A 22,564-nucleotide genomic window follows, 5' to 3' on the forward strand; every position below is an offset into this window, starting at 1 on the left:
CATTATAATGATAATGTGACATCTCCTTATTTTTCATATTAATAATCTCTTCATAAAATACTTATTTTCTATATAAATACATAAGTTCATTGACATTCTAACCATTGCATAATATTATTAAAAGTCGGTAGTGATACCAACTTGTATACACAAAAGATAAAGTATGTAAAAATACTAACTTACAAAAGAAAGGTGAGATATAATTGAAATTTCTAAAAAATTACGCTTCTTCCTTAATATTACTTATGGCCATACTAATAGGTGGTTTTTTAGGTGTAATACTAGGCGAAAAAGCTATAATCTTTGAACCAATAGGTAATTTATTTTTAAATTTAATTTTTACTCTACTGGTTCCTATAGTTTTCTTTAGCATTTCTTCTTCTATAGCTAATATGGAAAGTTCAAAAAAGCTTGGTAAAATTCTAGGAACAACTATTATAGTTTTTGCTATTACAGCAATTATTTCAGGAATTATAGGTGTTATTAGCTTTAAATTATTTAATCCTACTAATAATTTAGATTCATCTATATTTAATAATCTTCTTAACTCTACAGGTTCTATAGAACAAGAAAATGTTGGCATAATTCAAAAAATAGTTTCAAGTATTACTGTTAATGATTTTTCTGAACTTTTATCTAGAAATAACATGTTAGCTTTAATCTTATTTTCTATTCTTATTGGATTTGCAACTATGCTTTCTAAAGAAGATGGAAAGCCATTTGCGGCATTTTTACAAAGTGGCTCTGTAGTAACTATGAAAATGATGGGATTAATTATGTATATTGCCCCATTAGGACTTGGTTGTTACTTCGCAACAGTTGTTGGACAACTAGGTAGTCAAATACTTGGTGGATATATAAAGGTGTTTATTTTATATATTGTTGTTTCTATCATTTACTTCTTTGGATTCTTTACTATTTATGCTTATATTGCTGGTAAAAAACAAGGTGTAAAAATATTTTGGAAAAATGCTACTCCTCCTGCCGTTACAGCATTAGCAACTTGCTCTAGTGCCGCTTGTATTCCTGTTAATATAGACGCAGCTAAAAAAATGGGGGTTTCAGATACACTTGCAAATATCGTTATGCCACTTGGTGTTAATATTCATAAAGATGGTTCTATAATTGGCGGTATCTTCAAAATAATGTTTTTATTTGGAATCTTTGGAAGAGATACTAACAATATAGAAACTTTACTGTTGATTCTTGGTGTGGGCTTACTTATCGGTGCAGTAGTTGGAGCTGTTCCTGGTGGTGGTGCAATTGGAGAAATGCTTATTTTAAGTATCTTTGGTTTCCCTGCTGAAAGCCTGGCAATAATGCTTGTTATAGCTACAATAATAGATGCACCAGCAACATTATTAAATTCATCTGGTAATACAGTTTGTACTATGATGATTTCTAAATTCATGAAAGAAAATTCTAATAAGTAATTCTTTTAAATTATATATGAAATAACTTTTACTAAAATAAAAAGTTATTTCATATATTACTATTGAAACAATTTTTTCAGGAGTTTTTATGAGAGATATATTTAGTAAAATAAATGATTTAGAAAAACTTATAGGTAATACTCCTTTAGTAGAAATTTTATTCAAATATAAAGAAAAAAATATGAAAGTTTATGCTAAACTTGAGTATTACAATTTAACTGGAAGCATTAAAGACAGAGTTGCTATATATATGTTAAAACATGCTTATATAAGTAAAAAAATTAACGAAAATGATCTTATTTTAGAAGCTACTAGCGGTAATACTGGTATATCCTTTGCAGCCATTGGAACTTATTTAGGTCATAATGTTCATATCTATATGCCAAATTGGATGAGCTCTGAAAGAATCAAATTACTAGAAAGCTATAATGCTAAACTACATTTAGTATCAAAGGATGATGGTGGATTTCTTAAATGCATATCTTTAACTGAACAATGTAAAGCCAATTGTCCTGATATTTTTTTACCTCAACAGTTTTCAAATACTGATAATATACATTCTCATTATCACTCTACAGCTCCTGAAATATACTCAACATTAAAAAGACATCATATATCACCTTCAATCTTTGTTGCTGGAGTAGGTACTGGTGGGACAATAATGGGTATATCTAAATTTTTAAAAGAAAAAAATCGCCATTTAAAGGCTTATCCTATTGAACCTGCTTCATCACCAACGCTTTCAACAGGTACTCATTCAGGTTATCATCGCATTCAAGGAATTTCAGATGAATTCATTCCTTCAATAGTAAATTTACATGAATTAGATGATATTATAAGTGTTGATGATGGTGACGCTATAATTATGGCTCAAATGCTTTCTAAAGAATTAGGACTTGGTGTTGGAATCTCCTCTGGTGCTAATTTTATAGGTGCTATTAAAGCTTTAGATATTAACAAATCTGTTTCAGGTGCTATAACTATTTTTGCTGATGATAATAAAAAGTACATCTCTACTGATTTAATGAACAAGGAACCTGTTAAAGATGGATTTATTTCTTCTGACGTTAAATTCCTTGACTTTAGAGTTTTATAGCTTGAATGCCGTGATTACGAAAATTAATGATATTACCTCCATGAATTGTGTAATTTGCGTTAAGAATTTATATTGTTTTTTTCGGGAAAAGTGCTAAAGCTTCGAAAGTCACCTTTGTTCCCTCATCTTCTTAACGCTCTTTTTCCTCCAAAAACAATTAAATTCTAAAACTTAATTACAATATTCACTCCGATAATATCATTAATTTTTCTCTATCACTGGCTTTTAGGCTAAATATACAATTTTCTGCATAACCACTTAGAAGATAACGACTTCTGCTATATTTACTCTGAAAAATTATTAATTAAAAATACTTTAACTTTGATGAAATACATTTAATTAAAAAGATAACTATAATATCAGAATAATTTATAGTATAAATCATGAATACAAACATCTATCTTAAGCAAACTATAAGTATAAAAGAAAATTTAAGGAGATGTTTGAAATGAGAAAAAGATTTAAAATCTTATCTTTATTACTATTATCTTTATTATTATTTGGGTTAGTTGGATGTGGTAATAATAATACTAATAATAGTACAACTAATGATTCTACTAAGAAAAATCCACCTACCAATCAAGAATATTATGACTACTTAACAGAAAGATATAATCATTATTTTAATAATGATGCTCTTGACACTACATATGATATTTATGTAGATGATTTTACATATGATAATACATATGATGAATTTATAACTGAATATAATGATTCTTATGATCAATTAAAAACAAACTTAGAGGATTTTAAGAATGACTTGGAAAATAATGTTGTAAAAGGAAACGATGAGGTTGATAAATATAATCAAGAAGTAATAACAGCTACTGATAAAGCTATTATTGCAGTTGATGATTATACTGGAACCTTTGGTGAAAAAACAAAAGATTATGCTACTTTATCTAAAGATGAAGTAATAAAAGGTTTAAGATCATTAACATTAGGTGCACATGATGCTAGAGTAGATTTAAAAAACTTAATTGATGATGCTAAAAATAAACTAGGAATAAAATAAAACAAAGTTAGCCCCGGTTTTTAAGTAAATCGAGGCTACTTTTATTTTACTATATATAAGAAATATATTTTCATTATTTCTTATAATAAATAACAAACGATACAATTAAGAGGTATATACTAATGAAAAAAAGCATTAAACTTTTCTTTATTTTTTTATTAACAGCTATAATTTTATTATCATCAATTTCATATCCAGTTAAATCTTTATCTGATGTTAATATTATTCAAGATTCAGATAGAACTAATTCGCTACCAAGTCATTTTCGTAAGACAACTGACATATCAAAAGCTACCGCACTTAAATCAATAAATACAAAAGGATTAGATAAATTAAATATATCCGGCAGTGGTCAATTTACTATATCTAACCTTCCTTTATTGATTGAAAATATTGATAGCAATCTTTCTATAATTGTTGTTGATTTAAGGGAAGAATCACATGGCTTTATAAACAACACCGCCATTAGCTTTTCAAACTTAAATAATAATGCAAATTTCGGACTTTCCTTAGAAGAAGTTATAAAAAAAGAAAATCAAGATTTATCTTCTATTAAATTAAATGAACCTTTAACTTTACATAATAACAATATTACTATTACACCAAATATAGTAACAAATGAGCGTACTGTAGCCGAATCTAATAATATATCATATCTTAGAATTCCTGTAACTGATGGAAATTTACCTAATGATGATATGGTTGATTACTTTATTAAGTTTGTAAAAAATCAACCTGAAAATACTTGGCTTCATTTTCACTGTAAAGCTGGTGCAGGTAGAACTACAACCTTTATGATAATGTATGACATTATTAAAAATGGCAATGATGTCAGCTTGCATGACATTATTGGGCGTCAATTATTATTATCAGATATTACACCAAAAAGCTTCGTAGATTTTTATGTAGGTAAAAGATATGATTTCTTAAATAAATTTTATAATAAATATAAAACTTGCAAACTTTCAATTTCTACAAGTAATTTAACTAATAATATAAATTCTATAAATAAAAATATCAACTTAGTAAATTGTAGTTGTAATACTTCTATTGAATCTAATGATTCTTACATTAAAGGTAATATAATTCCTAAATTTCTTTATGTTATATCTGATAGTAATATGACTAAAGCAGAAAAAACAATGATTGTAACTCTTCAAGGACTTATAGCATCAAAATCAGAAAATCAAATATATATTCTAAGTTCTAGTGAGCCTGATTATAAAATATGGCTTGAGGATTTAAATAAAAATTATAATGTAAAATATAAAATAATTAAAGACCCTTGGAAACTTATAGATAAATTTAAGTCTCAAATTAATGGATATGTTTTATATAGTACTGTAAAAGAGCCTTCAATAAATAACGCTTGCACCTTTGCATCTCTGAAAGACTCCATAGCCATTGATGAATCTATAGAATCTACACTAAATGATCATGGCATAACAACTTTAATTAAAGATTGTAGAGATACGGATAAATATTGGGCATTTAATAATCTTTGGAATTCTGGATTAAATCATTCTACTGTAATAGAATTGCCTAGTGACAAATACATGTCATTACGTGACTATGCAATTCTTTCAAAATCATTGATTTTTTACGAAAATGATGTAAATGATAGTTCTTTAAGAGAAGCTATTTTTAGCTCTATGGATGATGGTGGTAGAATATTAGGCTGGGGACCTGATGAACATACTAATGTTTCTATTGCTTCTAGTTTTGGAATTGATATGATTGCTGCAGATTGGTCTTATAACCTTTCAGTATTAAGCTCATATCCATCAATACCTAAGAATCAAAAAACTAGTGAAGATATGATTCAAGAAGATGGAATTCATTATGTTACTTTTATAATGTCTGATGGTGATAATCAACAATGGCTTCTAGGCAGTAATTATAATACTAAAGACTGGTTTGGTTCTCCTTATAGAGGTAATTTCAATTTAGGCTGGTCTTTAAGTCCTTCATTATATTATTTAGCTCCTACAGTTTTTAATAAATATTATGAAGCTGCAAGCTCATCAAAATTTAATGATAATTATGTAGTTGCTGCTTCTGGTAATGGATATATATATCCTAGTAAATATCCTAATGATAAACTAACTAGCTATACTAAACGACTTAATGACTACATGGAAAATGTTGATCAACATAGTGTATTAATTCTTGATGATGAAACTTTTTATAAAAAAGATTTATGGGATAAGTATACTTGTAATTCTAATATAGATGGTCTTCTTTACTTGAATTATGATATAAACAATGCCTATAAAGGTAAAATAATTTGGTCTAACAATAAGCCTATCATTTCTTGCCGCGACTTACTTTTGGGTGGTATAGAAGATTAAAATCAGTTGCTTTCTAACATTAACAATAGAATTAATTTAGGCTATACAAACATTAAAGATCCAAACTCTTATACCTTTGTATATGTTCATGTTTGGAGTAATACAATGGATAATGTTAATGATGTTATAACTAAATTAAATAAAAACCCTAAAGTTAGAATTGTAACTCCTGATACCTTCGTTAAGTTAATCCAAAACAATATTTCACATAATCTATAAAATAAAAATCTCATAGATAATTATAAAGTTTCTATGAGATTTCCTTTAAAAATCCTCTATTACAATACGGAAGATAAAGATATATTACTATTAATTAACTTAAATGTTAGTTGTTAAATTAAAGTCTTAAAAATATTAAGGGAATAGGTTCCTCTCTTTTTATACATAAGATAAAGCTTAATATATATTACGTAAATATACTTAATTATGTTACATATTCAATCATTTATTTTTACTATACGCTTATAAACTTTTAGTTATAAGACCCTATTTACTTTTATATAACAGTACACACTTTATTGTTATCTCATAAAAATAAAAGGCCTTATTAACCTTCATTAACAAAACCTTACAGACTTTATTATTATCTTATACCAAATACAGGTTGATTATTATCTCTAGCTAGTATTTCTTCTGCCGCCTTAATATAATAAATAGATGATATTAACTCTAATAAATTAGCATTATTTATTAATATATTAGGTTCTAAAGAATATGGAAATTCTCCCTTAAGTTTTTTATTATAAACGGTATTATACCTGGTAAATGCTATTTGTATAAATAAAATTTTCATTAAGAAAAAAATATATGTTGCTTCTAAAACAGTCTTATCTGGAGTAACTTGTGACATCGTATCGCTATTGTTATTATTACTATTATTTATATCATTATTGTCTTTATATTTACTATAAATAACTTCCCTTCCTTGGAAATTAGCTTGTATTAATAATAACTGTCCATATATAATAGTTAATGTTCCCTTTAATTGTATCTCCAATAAAAGTAATGACTCTATATCTTCCTCGCTAAACTCTTCAGTATTATATGTTGAACTATTATTACTATTATAATAATTAGCATCTTTACTTGAATTACTTTTTCTATTATAAGAATTTTTATATTTATATGATTTATTTTTTCTCTTATTTTTAGCCATTTTTATATTTCCTATAATTAATATTCACACTTTATCATATTATAAAAATTTTATTTTGTTATTTAAATTCATTGCAAAAAAATTTACTACATCCTTATATAAATTATCTATGTCTAAAAAATATAATAGATGTAGTAGCTAAATTTTATTTTCTATCTGTTATTTGAATAGCCTTAGCTAATACTTGAGGTGGATTTGATTTTGTCATAGCTTCACTTAAAACAAGGAATATAACATCACCTTTTTCTACCTTAAATGTCTTAGGATCAACTTTTTTAATATCTATTTCTTCCCCTTCCTTTGGACATTCATTTGGAAGTATTAATGTCTCATTATTTACAACTGCTATTAATTCTTGACTATTTACAGTAAGCCCTTTAAGATATCCCTTAACCTTTATGTTTAAAGTATTGTCTTTTTCATTTTTTTGAACTTCTTCTACCTCTCCCATAAAAATCATATTAGGTTCTGGTCTCTTACTTGCAAAAACATTACAACTACATATTAATAAAAATAATAATGTTAATACCAATACTCTCTTGTGTTTCATAATATCCTCCTTAGTTAAATTTAGTCAATAATATTATTATTCTTCTAAAAAATGATAAGTATACATTATTAATTTCTAATTCTTAATTTCCACTTTTCTCTATCCCAGGGGAGCCGTAAACTGGGCCCCTGGGGTATAGCTATTTACCATAACTATTTTTGAACTTTACTATAATCGCTTATAAATCTTTCAATTCCAGCTGTAGTTAATGGATGCTTAGCCATATCTTCAATTTGTGCATATGGTATTGTTGCAATATCTACACCTGCTAATATACATTGAAGAATGTGTTCTTTTGTTCTTATACTTGCAGCTATTATTTCTGTTTCAAAACCATAGTTTTCTTTAGCTATAATTAAATCATTTATTAAATCCATTCCATCTAGTCCGATATCATCTAGTCTTCCAACAAAAGGACTAATATAAGTTGCCCCAGCTTTAGCTGCTAAAACTCCTTGATGAACACTAAATATTAAAGTAACGTTAGTTTTTATTCCTTCTTTAGATAAAACTCTAACTGCACTCAACCCATCTAAAGTCATTGGTATTTTAACAACTATATTTGGGCTTATCTTTGCTAATTCTCTTGCTTCTCTAATCATTCCTTCAGTATCTAAACTCATAACTTCTGCACTTATTGGTCCATCTACTATTTTACAAATCTCTGGAATCACTTCTGCCATTGTTTTATTTTCTTTTGAAACTAATGATGGATTTGTTGTAACTCCATCAATTAACCCCATATCATTTGCCTTTTTAATTTGTTCAACATTAGCTGTATCTATAAATATTTTCATAACTTTCTTTCCTCCCATAAATTCACTATTATATTTAATAAAATTTTTAACATTATATTAATTTAATTTTTCAACTATATTTTATATTTAAAACCTAAGCTTTATTCCCTAAATAATTTACTGCTTCTTTTTTAACATTTAATTCCTTTTTATTAATATTTTATATTAATTTTACATATTTCTCAACTTTTCCCATATGAATTTTAAAATTATTACAAAAAATAAAGGGAGCATTTTTTTATTTTTTTATAGTATATACACTTTCTAATTATCCTTCACATAATAAGAATATATTCCACTGCGGAATATATTTAATTATAAATTGAATTGCTTATACCTTAATAATAAATTTAAAATTATATAGATGAATATTATTGAGAGGAGTTATACATAATGAATTATGATCTAAAATTTGATGATAAAAAATATACTATACAAACAATTACCCTAGACGATAAAACACTCGAATATCGTGCTTTCGAAAATATAATATATGTTAAAAATCCAGTAGATACTAACTTTCAAAAACTAAGCATATTTGTACCTGAAACTTATTATGAAGAAAATTCAATAGGTATCTATAACTTAAAAACTGCACCTATTTTCTTTCCAAATACAGTAGGTGGTTATATGCCTGGCTCTCCTGAAAGACCTGGTATTAATAAATTTTCTAATAAACCAAATGCTACTTTCTATGCACTTTTAAATGGATATATTGTTGTTTCTCCTGGTGCTCGTGGCAGAGGGCTAAGAGATGAAAATGGTAAATTTACAGGAACCGCTCCTGCTTGCATTGTTGATTTAAAGGCAGCAGTACGCTACCTTCGTCATAATAAAGAAATTATTCCAGGTGATGTAGATAAAATAATATCTAATGGTACTAGTGCTGGTGGTGCTTTATCATCACTTCTTGGTTCAACAGGAAATCATTCTGACTATGAACCTTATTTAAAAGAATTAGGAGCTGCTGATGAAAGAGATGATATCTTTGCAGCATCTTGTTACTGTCCAATAACTAATTTAGAAAATGCAGATAAAGCTTATGAATGGGAATTCTGTGGTTTAAATGATTATCATAAAGTGAAATTTGAAAGAGTAGAAGGTTCTTCAAATCCTAAAATTGCTCCTATTAATGGAGAAATGTCAAAATTACAAATAGATCTTTCTACAAAATTAAAAGCGTTATTCCCTAAATACTTAAATAAATTAAATTTAAAATCATCAACCGGTATACCATTAACAATTGATGACGAAGGAAATGGAGCATTTAAAGATTATATTAAATCTTTTGTTATTAAATCTGCTCAACTGGAATTAGATAACGGTAGTAACTTATCCGACTTAGAGTGGATTACTATAGTAAACAATGAAATAATTGATATAGATTTTGATAAGTATATAAAATTCCGTACTAGAATGAAAGATACACCTGCATTTGATAATATTGCTATGGGAACTCCAGAAAATGAGTTATTTGGTACACCTGAAATTCAATATCGTCACTTTACTGAATTTAGTAAAAATTATTCAACAGTAAATGGTGAATTAGCGGAAGAACACCAAGTTAAATTAATGAATCCTATGAATTATATTTCAGATAAATCTTGCAATACAGCTAAGAATTTTAGAATTCGTCATGGAGCTATTGACCGTGATACTTCACTTGCAATTTCAGCTATTTTGGCAATAACTTTAGAAATGAATGGAATAAATGTAGATTATCATCTTCCATGGGGAATTCCTCATGCAGGCGATTATGATTTAACTGAACTATTTGCTTGGATAGATGAAATAGTATCAAAATAAATTATAATCCAATTAAATAAATATATATTTTTACATCAATAGCCTAATAATAGGAAGAGTAGATATATGGTTATTATAAGTAACTCTACTCTTCTTACTATTCATTCACTAATTAATATTTTTCTTAATCTAACTTTTTAATTCTTACATCTTGCCAATTATCTGTGTTCTGCAATATTTCTGGTGAATCTCCACCAAAAATTCCACTTGCCTCTTTGTCATTCATCAAAGTATATCTAAACCAAGCAGTCATATAGCTATCAGCATAAATTAGCATATCTCCATGATCAACATTTTTTCTTCTTGCCATAATTGATTTTATATTATCACTTAAATTTTCATAGTTTTTTATTAAAGAATCTAATGGAGCTATGGTTTCTGAATCACTCTTACCAGTGCCTGCAACCATAAAATAAGGTATGCTTATCTTACTTACATCATAATTCCATTTAAGTGCATTAGCTAATTCTAAAGATGTTGTACTTGCTGTATAAATTGACGTAAATCTAGTACTATTTTCAAAATTACTTACAGCATTTATTGCACCTACTCCACCTTGCGAATGTCCCGATATTCCTATATTTTCTATATCTAACTTATTATAAAATATACTTTCCTTATTATCATTTAATGATAATATATAATTCAAAGTAATAGAAGAAGATTCACCAGTTGCAGTGTTTGCATCATCATTTCCTATAACAATAAATCCCCAGGAAGCTAAGTGTTCAAAGGTTGCTCCATATTTAGAGTATGGTACACCTGTACCATTTACAAATAATACAACTGGATATTTCTTATCACTTTTTTCTTCAACTTCTTCAGGATACCATATCTTATATTTATTAAATAATTCTTCATTACTATCAATTTCTAGAGAATTAACAGTATATTCTCCATAACCTGTATATTTATTTTCTAATACTCCACTTGTTATAATCTTATTGAAATACGTACTACTAATAGGCTTTGATGCCAAGTATTTTAACATCATTAAAAGAATACATATTAATAAAAAAATAATTACAAGCATAATTAAAATAATCTTTATAAACTTTTTCATCTTACACCTTCCCCCTTTACAATTTTATGATACAGTTGTATCCTCAAACTTGAGACAAGTGTATCATACACTTTATTTTAAAACCATATTTTTTAAAAAATGAGACAAATTAAGAGGTTTTGTATCAGATGAAAATAAACGAAAATACTACATATGTAAAAAAACAAATTACTCAGGCGCTTTTAACATTAATGGAAACTACAGCTTTTGAAGAAATAAAAATAACTGATATTGCTAAGTTAGCTATGGTTGGTAGAGCATCATTTTATAGAAATTTTGCTAATAAAGAAGATGTAATTCAACAATATCTTATACATCTCATTAAAGAGTGGGAAGCAAAGGTTAAACTTGAAAAAAGAGAAAATGCAGATTGGATAGAAAACTTATTCGGCCTTTATAAAAACTACAGTGAAGTTTACACATTGCTATATAAGTCTAATTTGTCACATTTAGTTTTAGACAATATCAAAGCTGTTTGTGGTCCAAAAACTGAACAAGATAATTTGCAAGCTTATTTTAATTCATGGCTTGCTTATGGTTTATTTGGTTGGATTAACGAATGGATAGCAAGGGGAATGAAAGAATCTCCGGAAAAAATGGCAAAACTAATTAAAGAGGCAAATCAACCTTCTTAATTTAATAAGGACATCAAAAATTATTCTGATGTCCCTTAATTACTCTTAATTATAATCTTCTATTTTAAACTTCTCTAAATCAACTTCAGTAAATTTAGCTCTCTTAAACTTATTCTTTAATTCATAAGGTACTGTACAATCAAATATAGTTTTGCAAGCTATTCCCCTATCTCTAATAGTCCAGCTATATTCAGGACTTTGTGAAGGATCTAATGGATGACATCTTACCCCTGGAATAAATATTGTATCAATATCTCCTTGATACCTAGTATTTAATGCCCATAAAACATCATTACTATCAAATGGATCTACATCTTCATCAACTAATATTACAGTCTTTAATTCTGAAAATGCTGATAATGCTAATAGTGCTGCTTGCCTTTCTCTTCCTTGATCACTAGCCATACTCTTTTTAATTTGTAAAATAGCCATATACTTTCCACCACCAGCTGGATGAGCATATACATTTACTAGTCTACCTGGCATTGCTTTTTCGACCATTTGAATTATACTTGCTTCTGTTGGAATCCCTGCCATTCAAACCCTTCATCAGTTGCATAATGTACAACTTCTTGACATGGAGCATTTTTATTGTCTATTATAATTGGATTTATTGGATTTTTTACCGCTTCATTTAATAAAAAACCTAACTTCTTCGGTTCACAATCTAGAAGCATTCCAACTCTTTCTCTGCTAGCTAGAAGCCCTATTATAACTTTAGCATCCTTATGTCCTTTTATATTATTAAATATCATTGCAGGCCCTATTTGGGTTGGTCTTTTTACAGTTCCACCAGCTCCAATGTATCTGTATACCCCTGCTAATTCCCCGTGTGGATTTACTTCTACATCACTTTTCACTAATTGACCCTTAATATTTTTTAAATATTCAATAGCACTTCTTAAATCATTGATTTCTACCTTATTCATACTTATTATCCTTCCATCTTAAATCATTGCCTATATTTATATTAAATTGATCTAATATTTTCATAACATGATGATTTATAATATCATCTAAAGATTTAGTATTTGAATAAAATCCTGGCATAGGAGGCACTATTCTAACCCCTATTCTTGAAAGCTTTAACATATTTTCTAAATGTATTGGACTTAAAGGAGTTTCTCTTGGTGAAATAACCAACTTTCTTCCTTCTTTAATCATTACATCTGCTGCTCTATCAATTAAATTATTTGAAAATCCATTACTTATACTGCTTAATGTTTTCATACTACAAGGAAGTATAATCATACCATCTGTTATAAATGAACCACTAGCAATACAAGCCCCTAAATTATCGTTATTATGTACAAAATCTGCTAAACTATAAACATAATCTAATGAATAATCTGTTTCAACTTCTAAATTATTAATTGCCCATTTACTCATTATTAAGTGAGTTTTTATTTCCTCTATATCCTTTAAATATTCAAGCAACCTAACTGCATATACAGTACCTGTTGCTCCTGTTACTCCTATAATTAAATTCATTTTTCCACCTCAATTAATTTAGTAGTAACCTTTAAAAATTCTTCTTTTGAATATACAGATATTTCTCTAACAATTAGTATAATATTGTTTCTAATCTTATATTTATATTTTTATAATTACGTTTTATTTTTATCATATTTAGCAAAGTATTTTTAAAGTTGCTACTATATACTGAAATTATATTTAACATTCAAACCTGGAACAATTCTTTAATTAATATGTTTTTATTCCAATTTGGAATAATTTCTAAGTATCTGTATATAAATGAATTATTATCATGATATAATATAGATATATTAAAGAAATTATGGTGATTAACTTATGAATATAGAAAGTCTAAAATACTTCTTAACTGTAGAAAAATATAACAGTTTTTCCTTAGCAGCTGAAGAATTATGTATATCTCAATCTTCATTATCTAAACATATAAAAAAGTTAGAAACAGAACTTAACTGCATACTTTTTGAAAGATGTACTAGACATGTTAATTTAACTGATGCTGGAATTTCTCTAAAAAAGTATGCTTCAAATATAATTGCTAACTATGATGAATTATTAATTGATATAAATAAGTTTACTTCTTCTTGCCCTAAACTATCTATTGGATATATTCCAGTAATAACCCAATATAATATTGCTAATCTTATTGGCGACTTTAAGAACAAAGTTACAAACTTACAATTAACTTTTCATGAAGGTGAGCATGTTGAAGTACTTAATTTATTATTATCTCAAAAAATAGATTTTGCATTTTTAAGAAGTGATATATTAGATTATTCGAATTTAGATATTACACCTTTAGCTCAAGATGAACTTGTACTAATTGTTCCTAAATCTCACCAACTTTCAAAAAGGAAGTATGTTTCTATTTCTGAATTATCAAATGAAAGTTTTATCTCTTTAGGAAGAAACTCTGGGGTTTATGATTTCTTTGTTAGTGAATGTAATAAAGCTTCATTTGAACCTAATATAGTTTGTTTTAATAGTAGAATAGAAAACATAATAGGTCTTGTTTCTGCAGGTATGGGTATTTCTCCTCTTATGAGAAAAACCGTAGAATGTTTTGATAAAAAAAATATTTCACTTGTTCTTTTAAAAGAAAAAATATATAGCAATTTATGTTTAGTTCATTTAAAAGATAAGAAATTATCTAAAACTGAAAATGAATTTAAAAACTCTTTAATTAAAAACACGCCTCTGAGATAAATCCATATATTGGATTGACCTCAGAGGCGCGCGCTTTATGTCGAATAGTTAATTTTTAAGAATTTCTAATTCTCCTTCATCCATTTTAATATTAATCTTCATCATCTATCAAATTACTATAATACTTAGTCTTTCCTGATAGCACATCATCATAAAACTGTTGTTTCCAGTTTATATACTCTACACACTCTTGTAATTCATTAATTCTATCTAATAGTTCATCCTTTTGCTTATCAAGCATTATTTTACGCTCAGGAATACTAGATTCACCTTCTAGACATAACTTAATATAAATTTTCATATCCTGAATACTCATACCACACTTTTTAAGGCAGGTTAAATTTCTTATCCACTCTATATCATTTTCATCAAAAACTCTATAATTATTTTTATCCCTTTTTACATTTGGAATTAGCCCTTCATTGCAATAATATTTTAATGTTTCATAAGTCATTCCTACTGCTTGACATGTTTGCTTCATAGTATACATAAAAATCCTCCTAAAAAAATTTTAAACTCCCCCTTGCCCGGTTGTTACTACCGAGGTATACAATCGCATTGTAAAATTAATTTATAGATAAATCAAGGAGGGTTTATTATGGAATATGTAACTTTAAATAACGGTGTAAAAATGCCACTTTTAGGCTATGGGGTTTATCAAGTAACAAAAGAGGAATGTGAAGCTTGCGTGCTTGATGCAATAAAAATAGGATATCGTTTAATTGATACTGCCCAAAGCTATTTCAATGAAGAAGCTGTTGGAAACGCAATAGAAAAATGTGGAGTTCCACGTGAAGAATTATTTATCACAACTAAAGTATTGATTAGTAACTACGGGTATGATAAAATTAGAGAATCTGTACTTAATTCTATGAAAAAATTAAAAGTAGATTATCTTGATTTAGTTTTACTACATCAGCCATTTAGTGATTATTATGGAGCTTATCACGCTCTAGAAGATTTATATAAAGAAGGAAAATTACGTTCAATTGGTGTAAGTAATTTTTATCCTGATAGATTATCTGATATATGTGCTTTTAATGAAATTATCCCTCAGATAAATCAAGTTGAAACAAATCCATTTAATCAACAAATTGAAGCACAAGAAAATATGATTAAAAATAAGGTTCAAATTGAAGCATGGGCTCCATTCGGTGAAGGAAGAAACAACATGTTCAATAATCCAGTTTTAAAGAAAATATCTGATAAATATCAAAAAAGTGTTGCTCAGGTAATTTTAAGATGGTTAACTCAAAGAGGTGTTGTTGCATTGGCTAAATCTGTTAATCTAAATAGAATTCAAGAAAATTTCACAATATTTGACTTTAAGCTATCTGATGATGATATGAATACAATAAAAGAGTTAGATACTAAAAATAGTTTATTCTTTAACCATCAAGATCCAAATACAGTTGATATGTTCGTAGAGCTTATAAAGCAAAGAGCTGATATGGAATAATCAATACTATATATTAATTACTTACTCATAAAAATAGGTAGTGATATCTACTACCTATTTTTTTATTTTATGTTAAGAAAATCTCCATAAGTTATTCTTAGTATTAACTTATGGAGATTTCATTTAGTTTGGATATTGTGGTAACACCATTCCTTCTTCCCAAATTAATAATTTATCACTTTGATTTTTTCCTATATAATAAATATTTTTTATATTCTTATTTACACCAGTATTTTCAATTTTCAATTCATTTACTAATGATTCTAAATTTTCTTTTCTCTTTTCTTCATTATTATATGAATCATCTTCATCATTATAAAATTCAACATTTCCATTTTCAATATTTACTATAAAAGTCGTGCTCTTATCATCATCAATATTAGCCCTTTTAGGTACAATTGTTCTACTTAATCCGACTGATGCACTTATTCCTTCTGTATCATGAGTAATAAATTTAGCACTTCCAACAAAATACGGTTCATTTGATTTTACAGTAAAATATATAATATTATTATCTAATTGATATAACTCAGTTATTTCTATATCTTCACTTTTTATTTCATAATTAGTTATAGTAAATAATTGTTGATAAACCCAATTTCCTCCATACGCTGTAATAACTGCAATTATAATTCCTAAAAATAAATTTACTAATTTAATTTTTTCATATACCATTTTAATTTTTTTGCCTCATTTTTATTTTCATTTTTTAATAAATCTGATTCCAAATTATAATTGCATGATACTTCAAACGCAACTTCATCATATGATTCAAACTCATTTTTTTACTTTTCTCTAAATGCTTGTACCATAAATGTTTAGCAATCTGACAAAGCCAAACAGATACTCTACACTCCCCCTTGAAGTTCTTTATAGTCTTCGAGGCTTGATAAAAAGTTTCTTGAGTTAAATCTTCAGCTACATCTTTATCCTTAGTTAAACATAATAAATACTTATAAACAGTCTTTGCATAATTAAGATATAGCTCTTCAATTTGCTTCATTTCATCACCTCCACTATATATGTACTAACTTTTAACATTTCGTTACATAAATTATAAAATTTTTTATAAAAAAATAGCTATTAAAAATAATTAAAATTTAATAGCTATCATTTTATTAAGTTTATATTTATTATAAACACTCTATATAAGCTTATTTATTATTTACTTCTTCGTCTAAGAACTTTTCAATTCTCTTAAGTGCTTCAATTATGTTTTCCATAGAAGATGCGTAACATGCTCTAATAAAACCTTCTCCACATTCACCAAATGCATTTCCTGGAACTGCTAGTACCTTTTCTTTTAATAAAAGTTTTTCACAGAATTCATCAGATGTCATTCCTGTAGATTTAATACATGGAAATACGTAGAAAGCTCCAAGTGGCTCAAAACAATCTAATCCAAGTTTCCTAAATCCATCAACAAGAACTCTTCTTCTTCTATTATATTCCTTAACCATCTTAGTAACACTTTCATCACCATTCTTTAAAGCTTCAATTGCTGCAAATTGTGCTGTTGTTGGTGAACACATTATTGCATATTGATGAATCTTTTTCATAGCATCTAAAAGTATTGGATGTCCACATACATAACCTAATCTCCATCCTGTCATTGCATAAGATTTTGAAAATCCATTTATAACAAGAGTCTTTTCCTTAATCTCTGGAAAACTTGCTATAGATACATGTGGTTTATCATAAGATAATTCTGCATAAATTTCATCTGAAATAACAATTATATCCTTGTCCTTTAATACTTCAACAAGTGGAGCTAATTCTTCTCTTGTCATTATTGCACCTGTTGGGTTATTAGGGAATGGTATTATAACCACTTTTGTTTTCTCAGTAATTGCTTCTTCTAATTCTTGTGCAGTTAATTTAAAGTCATTTTCTGCTTTAAGATTTATTATTTTTGCTGTTGCACCAGTAAATGCTGTACATCCTTTATATGCAACAAAACTTGGCTCTGGAATAATAACTTCGTCCCCAGGCCCTGTTAATGCTCTTAATGCAATATCTATACCTTCACTTCCACCAACAGTAACTAAAATCTCATCCTTTGGATTATACTTTAAATCAAATTTTCTATATAAATACTTAGCTATTTCCTCTCTAAGTTCTATAAATCCAGCATTAGAAGAATAGTGAGTATCCCCTTGCTCTAATGAATATATTCCGGCTTCTCTAACATTCCAAGGAGTAACAAAGTCTGGTTCTCCTACCCCTAAAGATATTACGCCGTCCATCTCATTTACTATATCAAAATATTTTCTTATACCTGAAGGAGGCATTTCTCTAACTTCTTTTCTTATCATCTTCTCTAGTATCATATAAATATTACCTCCCTATTTGAAGTTTTCTTCTCTTTAAATATAGTTCCATGATCTTTATATTTCTTTAATACAAAATGTGTTGCTGTTCCAATTACATTATCTTGTACTGCTAACTTTTCTGATACAAACATAGCAACTTCCTTCATTGTTTTTCCTTCTACTATAACAGTAAGGTCAAAACCTCCTGAAGACATTAAGTAACATGCTTTAACTTGATCAAAATTATATATTCTTTCTGCTACCTTATCAAAACCTTCACCTCTTTGAGGTGTTATTTTAACTTCAATAAGAGCAGTAACTGTTTCTTTACCTGTATTTTCCCAATTTATAAGAGTAGTATATCCAGCTATTATACTTTTTTCTTCATAGTCTCTAATAGCTTCTCTAACTTCCTCTACAGTTTTCCCCGCCATTACGGCTATTTGCTCATCACTATATCTACTATTTTCTTCTAAAATCTCTAAAATTTCTTCCATAACTAGCCCTCCTTAATAATAAAAAAGCCTCATCCCTCTATAAAAAAGGGACGAAGCTATAAAATTCCGCGGTACCACCCTCATAAGTAAATTTCTTTACTCACTCAGTAAGAATACTTCTATAACAACTCTTTATTTAATAACTAAAGTTGCAAATTAGTATTCTATTCCTTATAACGTTAGGATATACGTCTTTGCCTACATTAAGAATACTTCTTAGTTCTCAGCAAGCGATTCAAAGGCTGCTTCATAAAAGTATTATTACTAAGTTACACCTACCCTTAGCTCTCTAAAAATAATTACTTAGATTACTCTTCCTTATCATAATCTTTAATTTTTATTTTCTAATTAGTTAATTGAACTTTCATCTTCGATTGTTAATGAGAATATGTTTCCTAAAGTGAAATTCCAAATTTACAATTTGGTTAATTAAACTTTCATCTTCGATTGTTAATGAGAAGATGTTTCCTAAAGTGAAATTCCAAATTTACAATTTGGTTAATTAAACTTTCATCTTCGATTGTTAATGAGAAGATGTTTCCTAAAGTGAAATTCCAAATTTACAATTTGGTTAATTAAACTTTCATCTTCGATTGTTAATGAGAAGATGTTTCCTTTATAATATTATCTATTATATCCATTTTTAAGTCAATAAAAAATAATTTATTTCTTTATTATAATTCTGTCCATTTATAATAATTTACACCTTCAACTGTTAACCTTTTTTCTTGTGAAGCTAATCTTACCTTATACTCATCCCAATTCCTATTAGCTTTAGCTGTCCATCCTATTTCAGCATATCCTGGCAATCTTGGATATATCATATAATCCATTTGATCTTGTGTTGATATTGTTTCTGTCCATAATGGTGCTTCTAACCCTAAAACTAAATTTTTTGGTGCATAATCTGTTGGATCCCATTTATATGCTACATCAACTGGAATATATCCTGCCCAATCAAGACCATAAGGTGTTTCTTTATTATATTTCATATCTAAATAAGTTTTACCTGCAATTGATACAATTATTTTCATATTCTTTTTTACAGCCTCTTCATTTGAATCTTTCCAATTTTGAAGTATTACACTTGAATTTATTTCTGGAGAAGTATCTATTGGATCCCAACCTATTGGTGTCTTTCCATACTTCTCCGCTATTTTAGCTACTCTTCCTACAAAATAATCATAATCTTCCTTTTTAGTATTAAGTGCTTCATCTCCACCAATTTGAAGATATTTTGATGGTGATATTTGTGAAACCTCCTTAAATACATCATCTATAAATTCATAAGTCTTTTCACTATGGGCCATAAAAGAACTAAATCCAACTTCTGTTCCCCTATATAAAGCTGCTCTTTTACCATCTGGATTCAAGAATCCATAAGAAGCTAATGCTGCATTTGTATGACCTGGCATATCAAACTCTGGAACTATTTCTACATATCTTTGCATTGCAAAGTTTACTATATCTTTAAACTGCTCTTGGGTATAGTATCCACCTGGTCCTCCACTGACTTCAGTGCTTCCACCTATAAGTGTTAAGTCCGGATATTTCTTTATTTCAAGACGCCATCCTTGATCATCACTTAAATGTAAATGAACCCTATTTATCTTATATTGAGCCGCTAGGTCTATTTGTCTTTTTATTTCATCAACAGTAAAGAAATGTCTTGCAACATCTATCATTAATCCTCTATAACTATACTCTGGTTTATCTTTAATTACTGATGCTGGTACAATCCATTCTATATTATCAACAACTTTGTTACTATCAATTTCTGGAGGTAACATTTGTCTTAATGTTTGAACCCCTCTTGATATTCCTTCTGGTTTGTAAGCTGTAATTTTAATAACTTTTGGAGTTGTATTCATTTCATATCCTTCATTACCTAATTCTTTACTTGAATTAATAGTTGTTAAATAAATACTTCCATCAACGGGCTTATCACTTACAATAATTTGCAAATCAAATCCCGTTGATGCATTTAGTTTTTCTCTTATAAATTCTGCAATCCACCTAATTTGTTCTGTTTCTTCATCAGTATTACCTTTTATATAAATTATACTATCTTTTGTTAAGATAAATCTTCCTTCTTTACTTTGGTAACTCATTGGTTTTGGAATAATATTAATTTTACTACTACTCCCTTCTTCATTGAAAACCTCTCTTACATAGTAACTATCTCTAATATATATTTTAAAACATATCATAGATATAATTACTATTCCCATTACTATTAATAGAAGTTTTACTTTATTCCATCTAACTATATTTTTCATATGTACACGTCCTTAAAATTTATATTTTTTAATAGTTGAATTTATTAAGTTTTACAATTTTTATTATTTGTCTTTATTATCATAATAATACAAAATCATTTACATATTTTATATAAAAAAAGCTACTAATATTGATTTTATATACCTCAATATTAGTAGCCTTAAACTTATAAAATATTCTTTGCAAACTCCATATTATCAAATTCTTTTCTCTTAATATAATGTAATGAATCTATTAAATAACTTTTATGATGCTCAATAGTTTTTGAGAATACTTGTATAAAATTAACTATTCTTTCATAGCTTTCAGCTTTGTTATCTAAGTATAGTCCAACTAAATAAAATCTTATGAAACTAAATCTTATTATAAGCATCATATAACTATCAAAAAATGACATAACTTCATTAAACGGGAACATATTATTATAAATAAAATTAACTAAATAATTTTCTAAAATGTAACTATATTTATCAAAATACTTTTCATTATATTCTTCAAAAGCTTTTATATAAAATCCTGATTTACCTTGTAAATTTTCTTCTTCATCAAAATTATATCCATTTAGCATTTTACTTGTATATTCCTTAAATCTAACACTTTCAACATCCTTGTCTACTCTTAATATCTTAAGCATCTTTCTAAATAAATCTATTTGTATAATATGATTCATGTTACTATTTCCTAATAACAGGCTAAGATCATCATCTAGATATGATTTAGCAACTAACTCAACGTTATAATTCTCTATAAATTTATTAATATTCTTAATTTCAACTTCTTCAAGCTGCTCTATAAAACATCCCAATGAATATAGTCTCTCACTTATAGTAAATCTCCTATCTTGAATAATTTTTATACAAAACTCTCTTATTTCTTTAAAATATTTTAAAGGTGTATTTTTTACTTCTTTTAAATTTGTATTTATTTGTGCAGATATTATATGTTTTCCTAGCTCTTCTTCTCTATTTAAAAATTTTATTCCTTCTTCTTTTAATAAAATAAGCCTTGCTGCTTCTGGGCATGCCACATCTAATGACATTTCATAAGTTTCATCTATTTTATTAGTTACTCTTGGAAAGCATGTACAAACATTTGAAAGATAATCTTCACCTAGATTTGAATGAATAACACAATAATTTTCTTCATCTAAGAAAGGACATCTTTTCTCTTTTTTTAATTTAACTATTCCATAGTCAATATCTTCACTACTATATCTTTCGTTATTTTGAATATTTTTTTGAAACATTCTCTTCATTTCTGGATCTTGAACTTTAAAATATCTTTTAAATGTTACTTTATCTATATCTATATTCCATCCAATGCAGCAGCTATCTTCACATTTTCCACCTATGCATTTAAAGTTTTCAAAATATACTGGATATCTTTTGTTAATCTTTTTAGCCATTGTTTACTT

Annotated in this window: 19 protein-coding genes, 2 pseudogenes and 1 other annotated feature; of the genes and pseudogenes, 8 read left to right on the top strand and 13 right to left on the bottom strand. The window is 27.4% G+C overall.

What is annotated here, in order from left to right:
* Window positions 1-203 precede the first annotated feature (203 nt).
* The 4 genes and pseudogenes from I2E98_RS01415 (at window position 204) to I2E98_RS01430 (ending at window position 6,117) form a co-directional block, all read left to right on the top strand.
* Window positions 204-1,433, top strand: coding sequence for a dicarboxylate/amino acid:cation symporter (locus I2E98_RS01415; protein ID WP_195467196.1), 1,230 nt, complete (start codon window positions 204-206; stop codon window positions 1,431-1,433).
* An 88-nt stretch (window positions 1,434-1,521) separates the two neighbouring features.
* On the top strand, window positions 1,522-2,529 hold the full coding sequence (locus tag I2E98_RS01420; RefSeq protein ID WP_195467197.1) for a cysteine synthase family protein: 1,008 nt from the start codon (window positions 1,522-1,524) through the stop codon (window positions 2,527-2,529).
* A 448-nt stretch (window positions 2,530-2,977) separates the two neighbouring features.
* Window positions 2,978-3,547, top strand: coding sequence for a hypothetical protein (locus I2E98_RS01425; RefSeq protein ID WP_195467198.1), 570 nt, complete (start codon window positions 2,978-2,980; stop codon window positions 3,545-3,547).
* A 122-nt stretch (window positions 3,548-3,669) separates the two neighbouring features.
* Window positions 3,670-6,117, top strand: a pseudogene (locus tag I2E98_RS01430) (GxGYxYP domain-containing protein).
* Between the two features lie 364 nt (window positions 6,118-6,481).
* Here the strand turns inward: I2E98_RS01430 and I2E98_RS01435 are convergent.
* The 3 genes from I2E98_RS01435 to fsa form a co-directional block, all read right to left on the bottom strand.
* Entirely contained in the window at window positions 6,482-7,054 is a 573-nt protein-coding gene (locus I2E98_RS01435) for a hypothetical protein (RefSeq protein ID WP_195467199.1), read from the bottom strand.
* A gap of 145 nt (window positions 7,055-7,199) precedes the next feature.
* Entirely contained in the window at window positions 7,200-7,604 is a 405-nt protein-coding gene (locus I2E98_RS01440) for a hypothetical protein (RefSeq protein ID WP_195467200.1), read from the bottom strand.
* 152 nt (window positions 7,605-7,756) lie between these two features.
* Complete coding sequence (gene fsa, locus I2E98_RS01445) at window positions 7,757-8,401, bottom strand: fructose-6-phosphate aldolase (protein WP_195467201.1); 645 nt, start codon at window positions 8,399-8,401, stop codon at window positions 7,757-7,759.
* Between the two features lie 393 nt (window positions 8,402-8,794).
* Between fsa and I2E98_RS01450 the strand changes: the two genes are divergently transcribed.
* A complete protein-coding gene (locus I2E98_RS01450) occupies window positions 8,795-10,207 on the top strand; it encodes a subtype B tannase (protein ID WP_195467202.1) in 1,413 nt (470 codons plus the stop codon).
* 124 nt (window positions 10,208-10,331) lie between these two features.
* Here I2E98_RS01450 and I2E98_RS01455 read toward each other — a convergent pair whose 3' ends face one another.
* A complete protein-coding gene (locus I2E98_RS01455; RefSeq protein ID WP_195467203.1) occupies window positions 10,332-11,270 on the bottom strand; it encodes an alpha/beta hydrolase in 939 nt (312 codons plus the stop codon).
* Window positions 11,271-11,398: 128 nt separating this feature from the next.
* Between I2E98_RS01455 and I2E98_RS01460 the strand changes: the two genes are divergently transcribed.
* Window positions 11,399-11,905: a TetR/AcrR family transcriptional regulator gene (locus tag I2E98_RS01460; RefSeq protein WP_195467204.1), complete on the top strand. Its 507-nt coding sequence runs from the start codon at window positions 11,399-11,401 to the stop codon at window positions 11,903-11,905.
* A 45-nt stretch (window positions 11,906-11,950) separates the two neighbouring features.
* On the opposite strand, the pseudogene I2E98_RS01465 reads toward I2E98_RS01460, so the two are convergent.
* Together I2E98_RS01465 and I2E98_RS01470 are read right to left on the bottom strand one after the other, a co-directional pair.
* A pseudogene (locus I2E98_RS01465) lies at window positions 11,951-12,834 on the bottom strand (UbiD family decarboxylase).
* On the bottom strand, window positions 12,827-13,396 hold the full coding sequence (locus I2E98_RS01470; RefSeq protein WP_195467205.1) for a UbiX family flavin prenyltransferase: 570 nt from the start codon (window positions 13,394-13,396) through the stop codon (window positions 12,827-12,829). The pseudogene I2E98_RS01465 and the gene I2E98_RS01470 overlap by 8 nt, the downstream one beginning before the upstream one ends.
* 321 nt (window positions 13,397-13,717) lie before the next feature.
* Between I2E98_RS01470 and I2E98_RS01475 the strand changes: the two genes are divergently transcribed.
* Window positions 13,718-14,602: a LysR family transcriptional regulator gene (locus I2E98_RS01475; RefSeq protein ID WP_195467206.1), complete on the top strand. Its 885-nt coding sequence runs from the start codon at window positions 13,718-13,720 to the stop codon at window positions 14,600-14,602.
* A 91-nt stretch (window positions 14,603-14,693) separates the two neighbouring features.
* On the opposite strand, the gene I2E98_RS01480 is transcribed toward I2E98_RS01475, so the two are convergent.
* Window positions 14,694-15,092, bottom strand: coding sequence for a MerR family transcriptional regulator (locus I2E98_RS01480; protein ID WP_195467207.1), 399 nt, complete (start codon window positions 15,090-15,092; stop codon window positions 14,694-14,696).
* Between the two features lie 108 nt (window positions 15,093-15,200).
* Here I2E98_RS01480 and I2E98_RS01485 point away from each other — a divergent pair, with 108 nt between their 5' ends.
* Window positions 15,201-16,061 (top strand): aldo/keto reductase, encoded by an 861-nt coding sequence (locus I2E98_RS01485; RefSeq protein WP_195467208.1) that lies wholly within the window; start codon window positions 15,201-15,203, stop codon window positions 16,059-16,061.
* A 123-nt stretch (window positions 16,062-16,184) separates the two neighbouring features.
* On the opposite strand, the gene I2E98_RS01490 is transcribed toward I2E98_RS01485, so the two are convergent.
* The 6 genes from I2E98_RS01490 to fliB all read right to left on the bottom strand — a co-directional run bounded on the left by I2E98_RS01490 (window position 16,185) and on the right by fliB (window position 22,555).
* Complete coding sequence (locus I2E98_RS01490) at window positions 16,185-16,736, bottom strand: hypothetical protein (RefSeq protein ID WP_195467209.1); 552 nt, start codon at window positions 16,734-16,736, stop codon at window positions 16,185-16,187.
* Window positions 16,737-16,770: 34 nt separating this feature from the next.
* Window positions 16,771-17,064, bottom strand: coding sequence for an RNA polymerase sigma factor (locus I2E98_RS01495; RefSeq protein ID WP_195467210.1), 294 nt, complete (start codon window positions 17,062-17,064; stop codon window positions 16,771-16,773).
* A 151-nt stretch (window positions 17,065-17,215) separates the two neighbouring features.
* Window positions 17,216-18,391: an aminotransferase class I/II-fold pyridoxal phosphate-dependent enzyme gene (locus tag I2E98_RS01500; RefSeq protein WP_195467211.1), complete on the bottom strand. Its 1,176-nt coding sequence runs from the start codon at window positions 18,389-18,391 to the stop codon at window positions 17,216-17,218.
* On the bottom strand, window positions 18,388-18,870 hold the full coding sequence (locus I2E98_RS01505; protein ID WP_195467212.1) for an Lrp/AsnC family transcriptional regulator: 483 nt from the start codon (window positions 18,868-18,870) through the stop codon (window positions 18,388-18,390). Before I2E98_RS01505 ends, I2E98_RS01500 begins: the two co-directional genes overlap by 4 nt.
* A 43-nt stretch (window positions 18,871-18,913) precedes the next feature.
* Window positions 18,914-19,204: a binding site (T-box leader), on the bottom strand.
* Window positions 19,205-19,544: 340 nt separating this feature from the next.
* Window positions 19,545-21,149 (bottom strand): family 20 glycosylhydrolase, encoded by a 1,605-nt coding sequence (locus I2E98_RS01510; RefSeq protein ID WP_195467213.1) that lies wholly within the window; start codon window positions 21,147-21,149, stop codon window positions 19,545-19,547.
* Between the two features lie 167 nt (window positions 21,150-21,316).
* Complete coding sequence (gene fliB, locus I2E98_RS01515) at window positions 21,317-22,555, bottom strand: flagellin lysine-N-methylase (RefSeq protein WP_195467214.1); 1,239 nt, start codon at window positions 22,553-22,555, stop codon at window positions 21,317-21,319.
* Between the last annotated feature and the right edge of the window lie 9 nt (window positions 22,556-22,564).

It is taken from the genome of Clostridium sp. D43t1_170807_H7, from assembly GCF_015555905.1.
In the GTDB taxonomy this organism is placed as follows: Bacteria; Bacillota; Clostridia; order Clostridiales; family Clostridiaceae; genus Clostridium.

Coding starts and splice junctions, on each gene's coding strand:
- I2E98_RS01420 (WP_195467197.1), top strand. CDS start 1,522: ATGAGAGATATATTTAGTAAAATAAATGATTTAGAAAAACTTATAGGT.
- I2E98_RS01425 (WP_195467198.1), top strand. CDS start 2,978: ATGAGAAAAAGATTTAAAATCTTATCTTTATTACTATTATCTTTATTA.
- I2E98_RS01435 (WP_195467199.1), bottom strand. CDS start 7,054: ATGGCTAAAAATAAGAGAAAAAATAAATCATATAAATATAAAAATTCT.
- I2E98_RS01440 (WP_195467200.1), bottom strand. CDS start 7,604: ATGAAACACAAGAGAGTATTGGTATTAACATTATTATTTTTATTAATA.
- fsa (WP_195467201.1), bottom strand. CDS start 8,401: ATGAAAATATTTATAGATACAGCTAATGTTGAACAAATTAAAAAGGCA.
- I2E98_RS01450 (WP_195467202.1), top strand. CDS start 8,795: ATGAATTATGATCTAAAATTTGATGATAAAAAATATACTATACAAACA.
- I2E98_RS01455 (WP_195467203.1), bottom strand. CDS start 11,270: ATGAAAAAGTTTATAAAGATTATTTTAATTATGCTTGTAATTATTTTT.
- I2E98_RS01460 (WP_195467204.1), top strand. CDS start 11,399: ATGAAAATAAACGAAAATACTACATATGTAAAAAAACAAATTACTCAG.
- I2E98_RS01470 (WP_195467205.1), bottom strand. CDS start 13,396: ATGAATTTAATTATAGGAGTAACAGGAGCAACAGGTACTGTATATGCA.
- I2E98_RS01475 (WP_195467206.1), top strand. CDS start 13,718: ATGAATATAGAAAGTCTAAAATACTTCTTAACTGTAGAAAAATATAAC.
- I2E98_RS01480 (WP_195467207.1), bottom strand. CDS start 15,092: ATGTATACTATGAAGCAAACATGTCAAGCAGTAGGAATGACTTATGAA.
- I2E98_RS01485 (WP_195467208.1), top strand. CDS start 15,201: ATGGAATATGTAACTTTAAATAACGGTGTAAAAATGCCACTTTTAGGC.
- I2E98_RS01490 (WP_195467209.1), bottom strand. CDS start 16,736: ATGGTATATGAAAAAATTAAATTAGTAAATTTATTTTTAGGAATTATA.
- I2E98_RS01495 (WP_195467210.1), bottom strand. CDS start 17,064: ATGAAGCAAATTGAAGAGCTATATCTTAATTATGCAAAGACTGTTTAT.
- I2E98_RS01500 (WP_195467211.1), bottom strand. CDS start 18,391: ATGATACTAGAGAAGATGATAAGAAAAGAAGTTAGAGAAATGCCTCCT.
- I2E98_RS01505 (WP_195467212.1), bottom strand. CDS start 18,870: ATGGAAGAAATTTTAGAGATTTTAGAAGAAAATAGTAGATATAGTGAT.
- I2E98_RS01510 (WP_195467213.1), bottom strand. CDS start 21,149: ATGAAAAATATAGTTAGATGGAATAAAGTAAAACTTCTATTAATAGTA.
- fliB (WP_195467214.1), bottom strand. CDS start 22,555: ATGGCTAAAAAGATTAACAAAAGATATCCAGTATATTTTGAAAACTTT.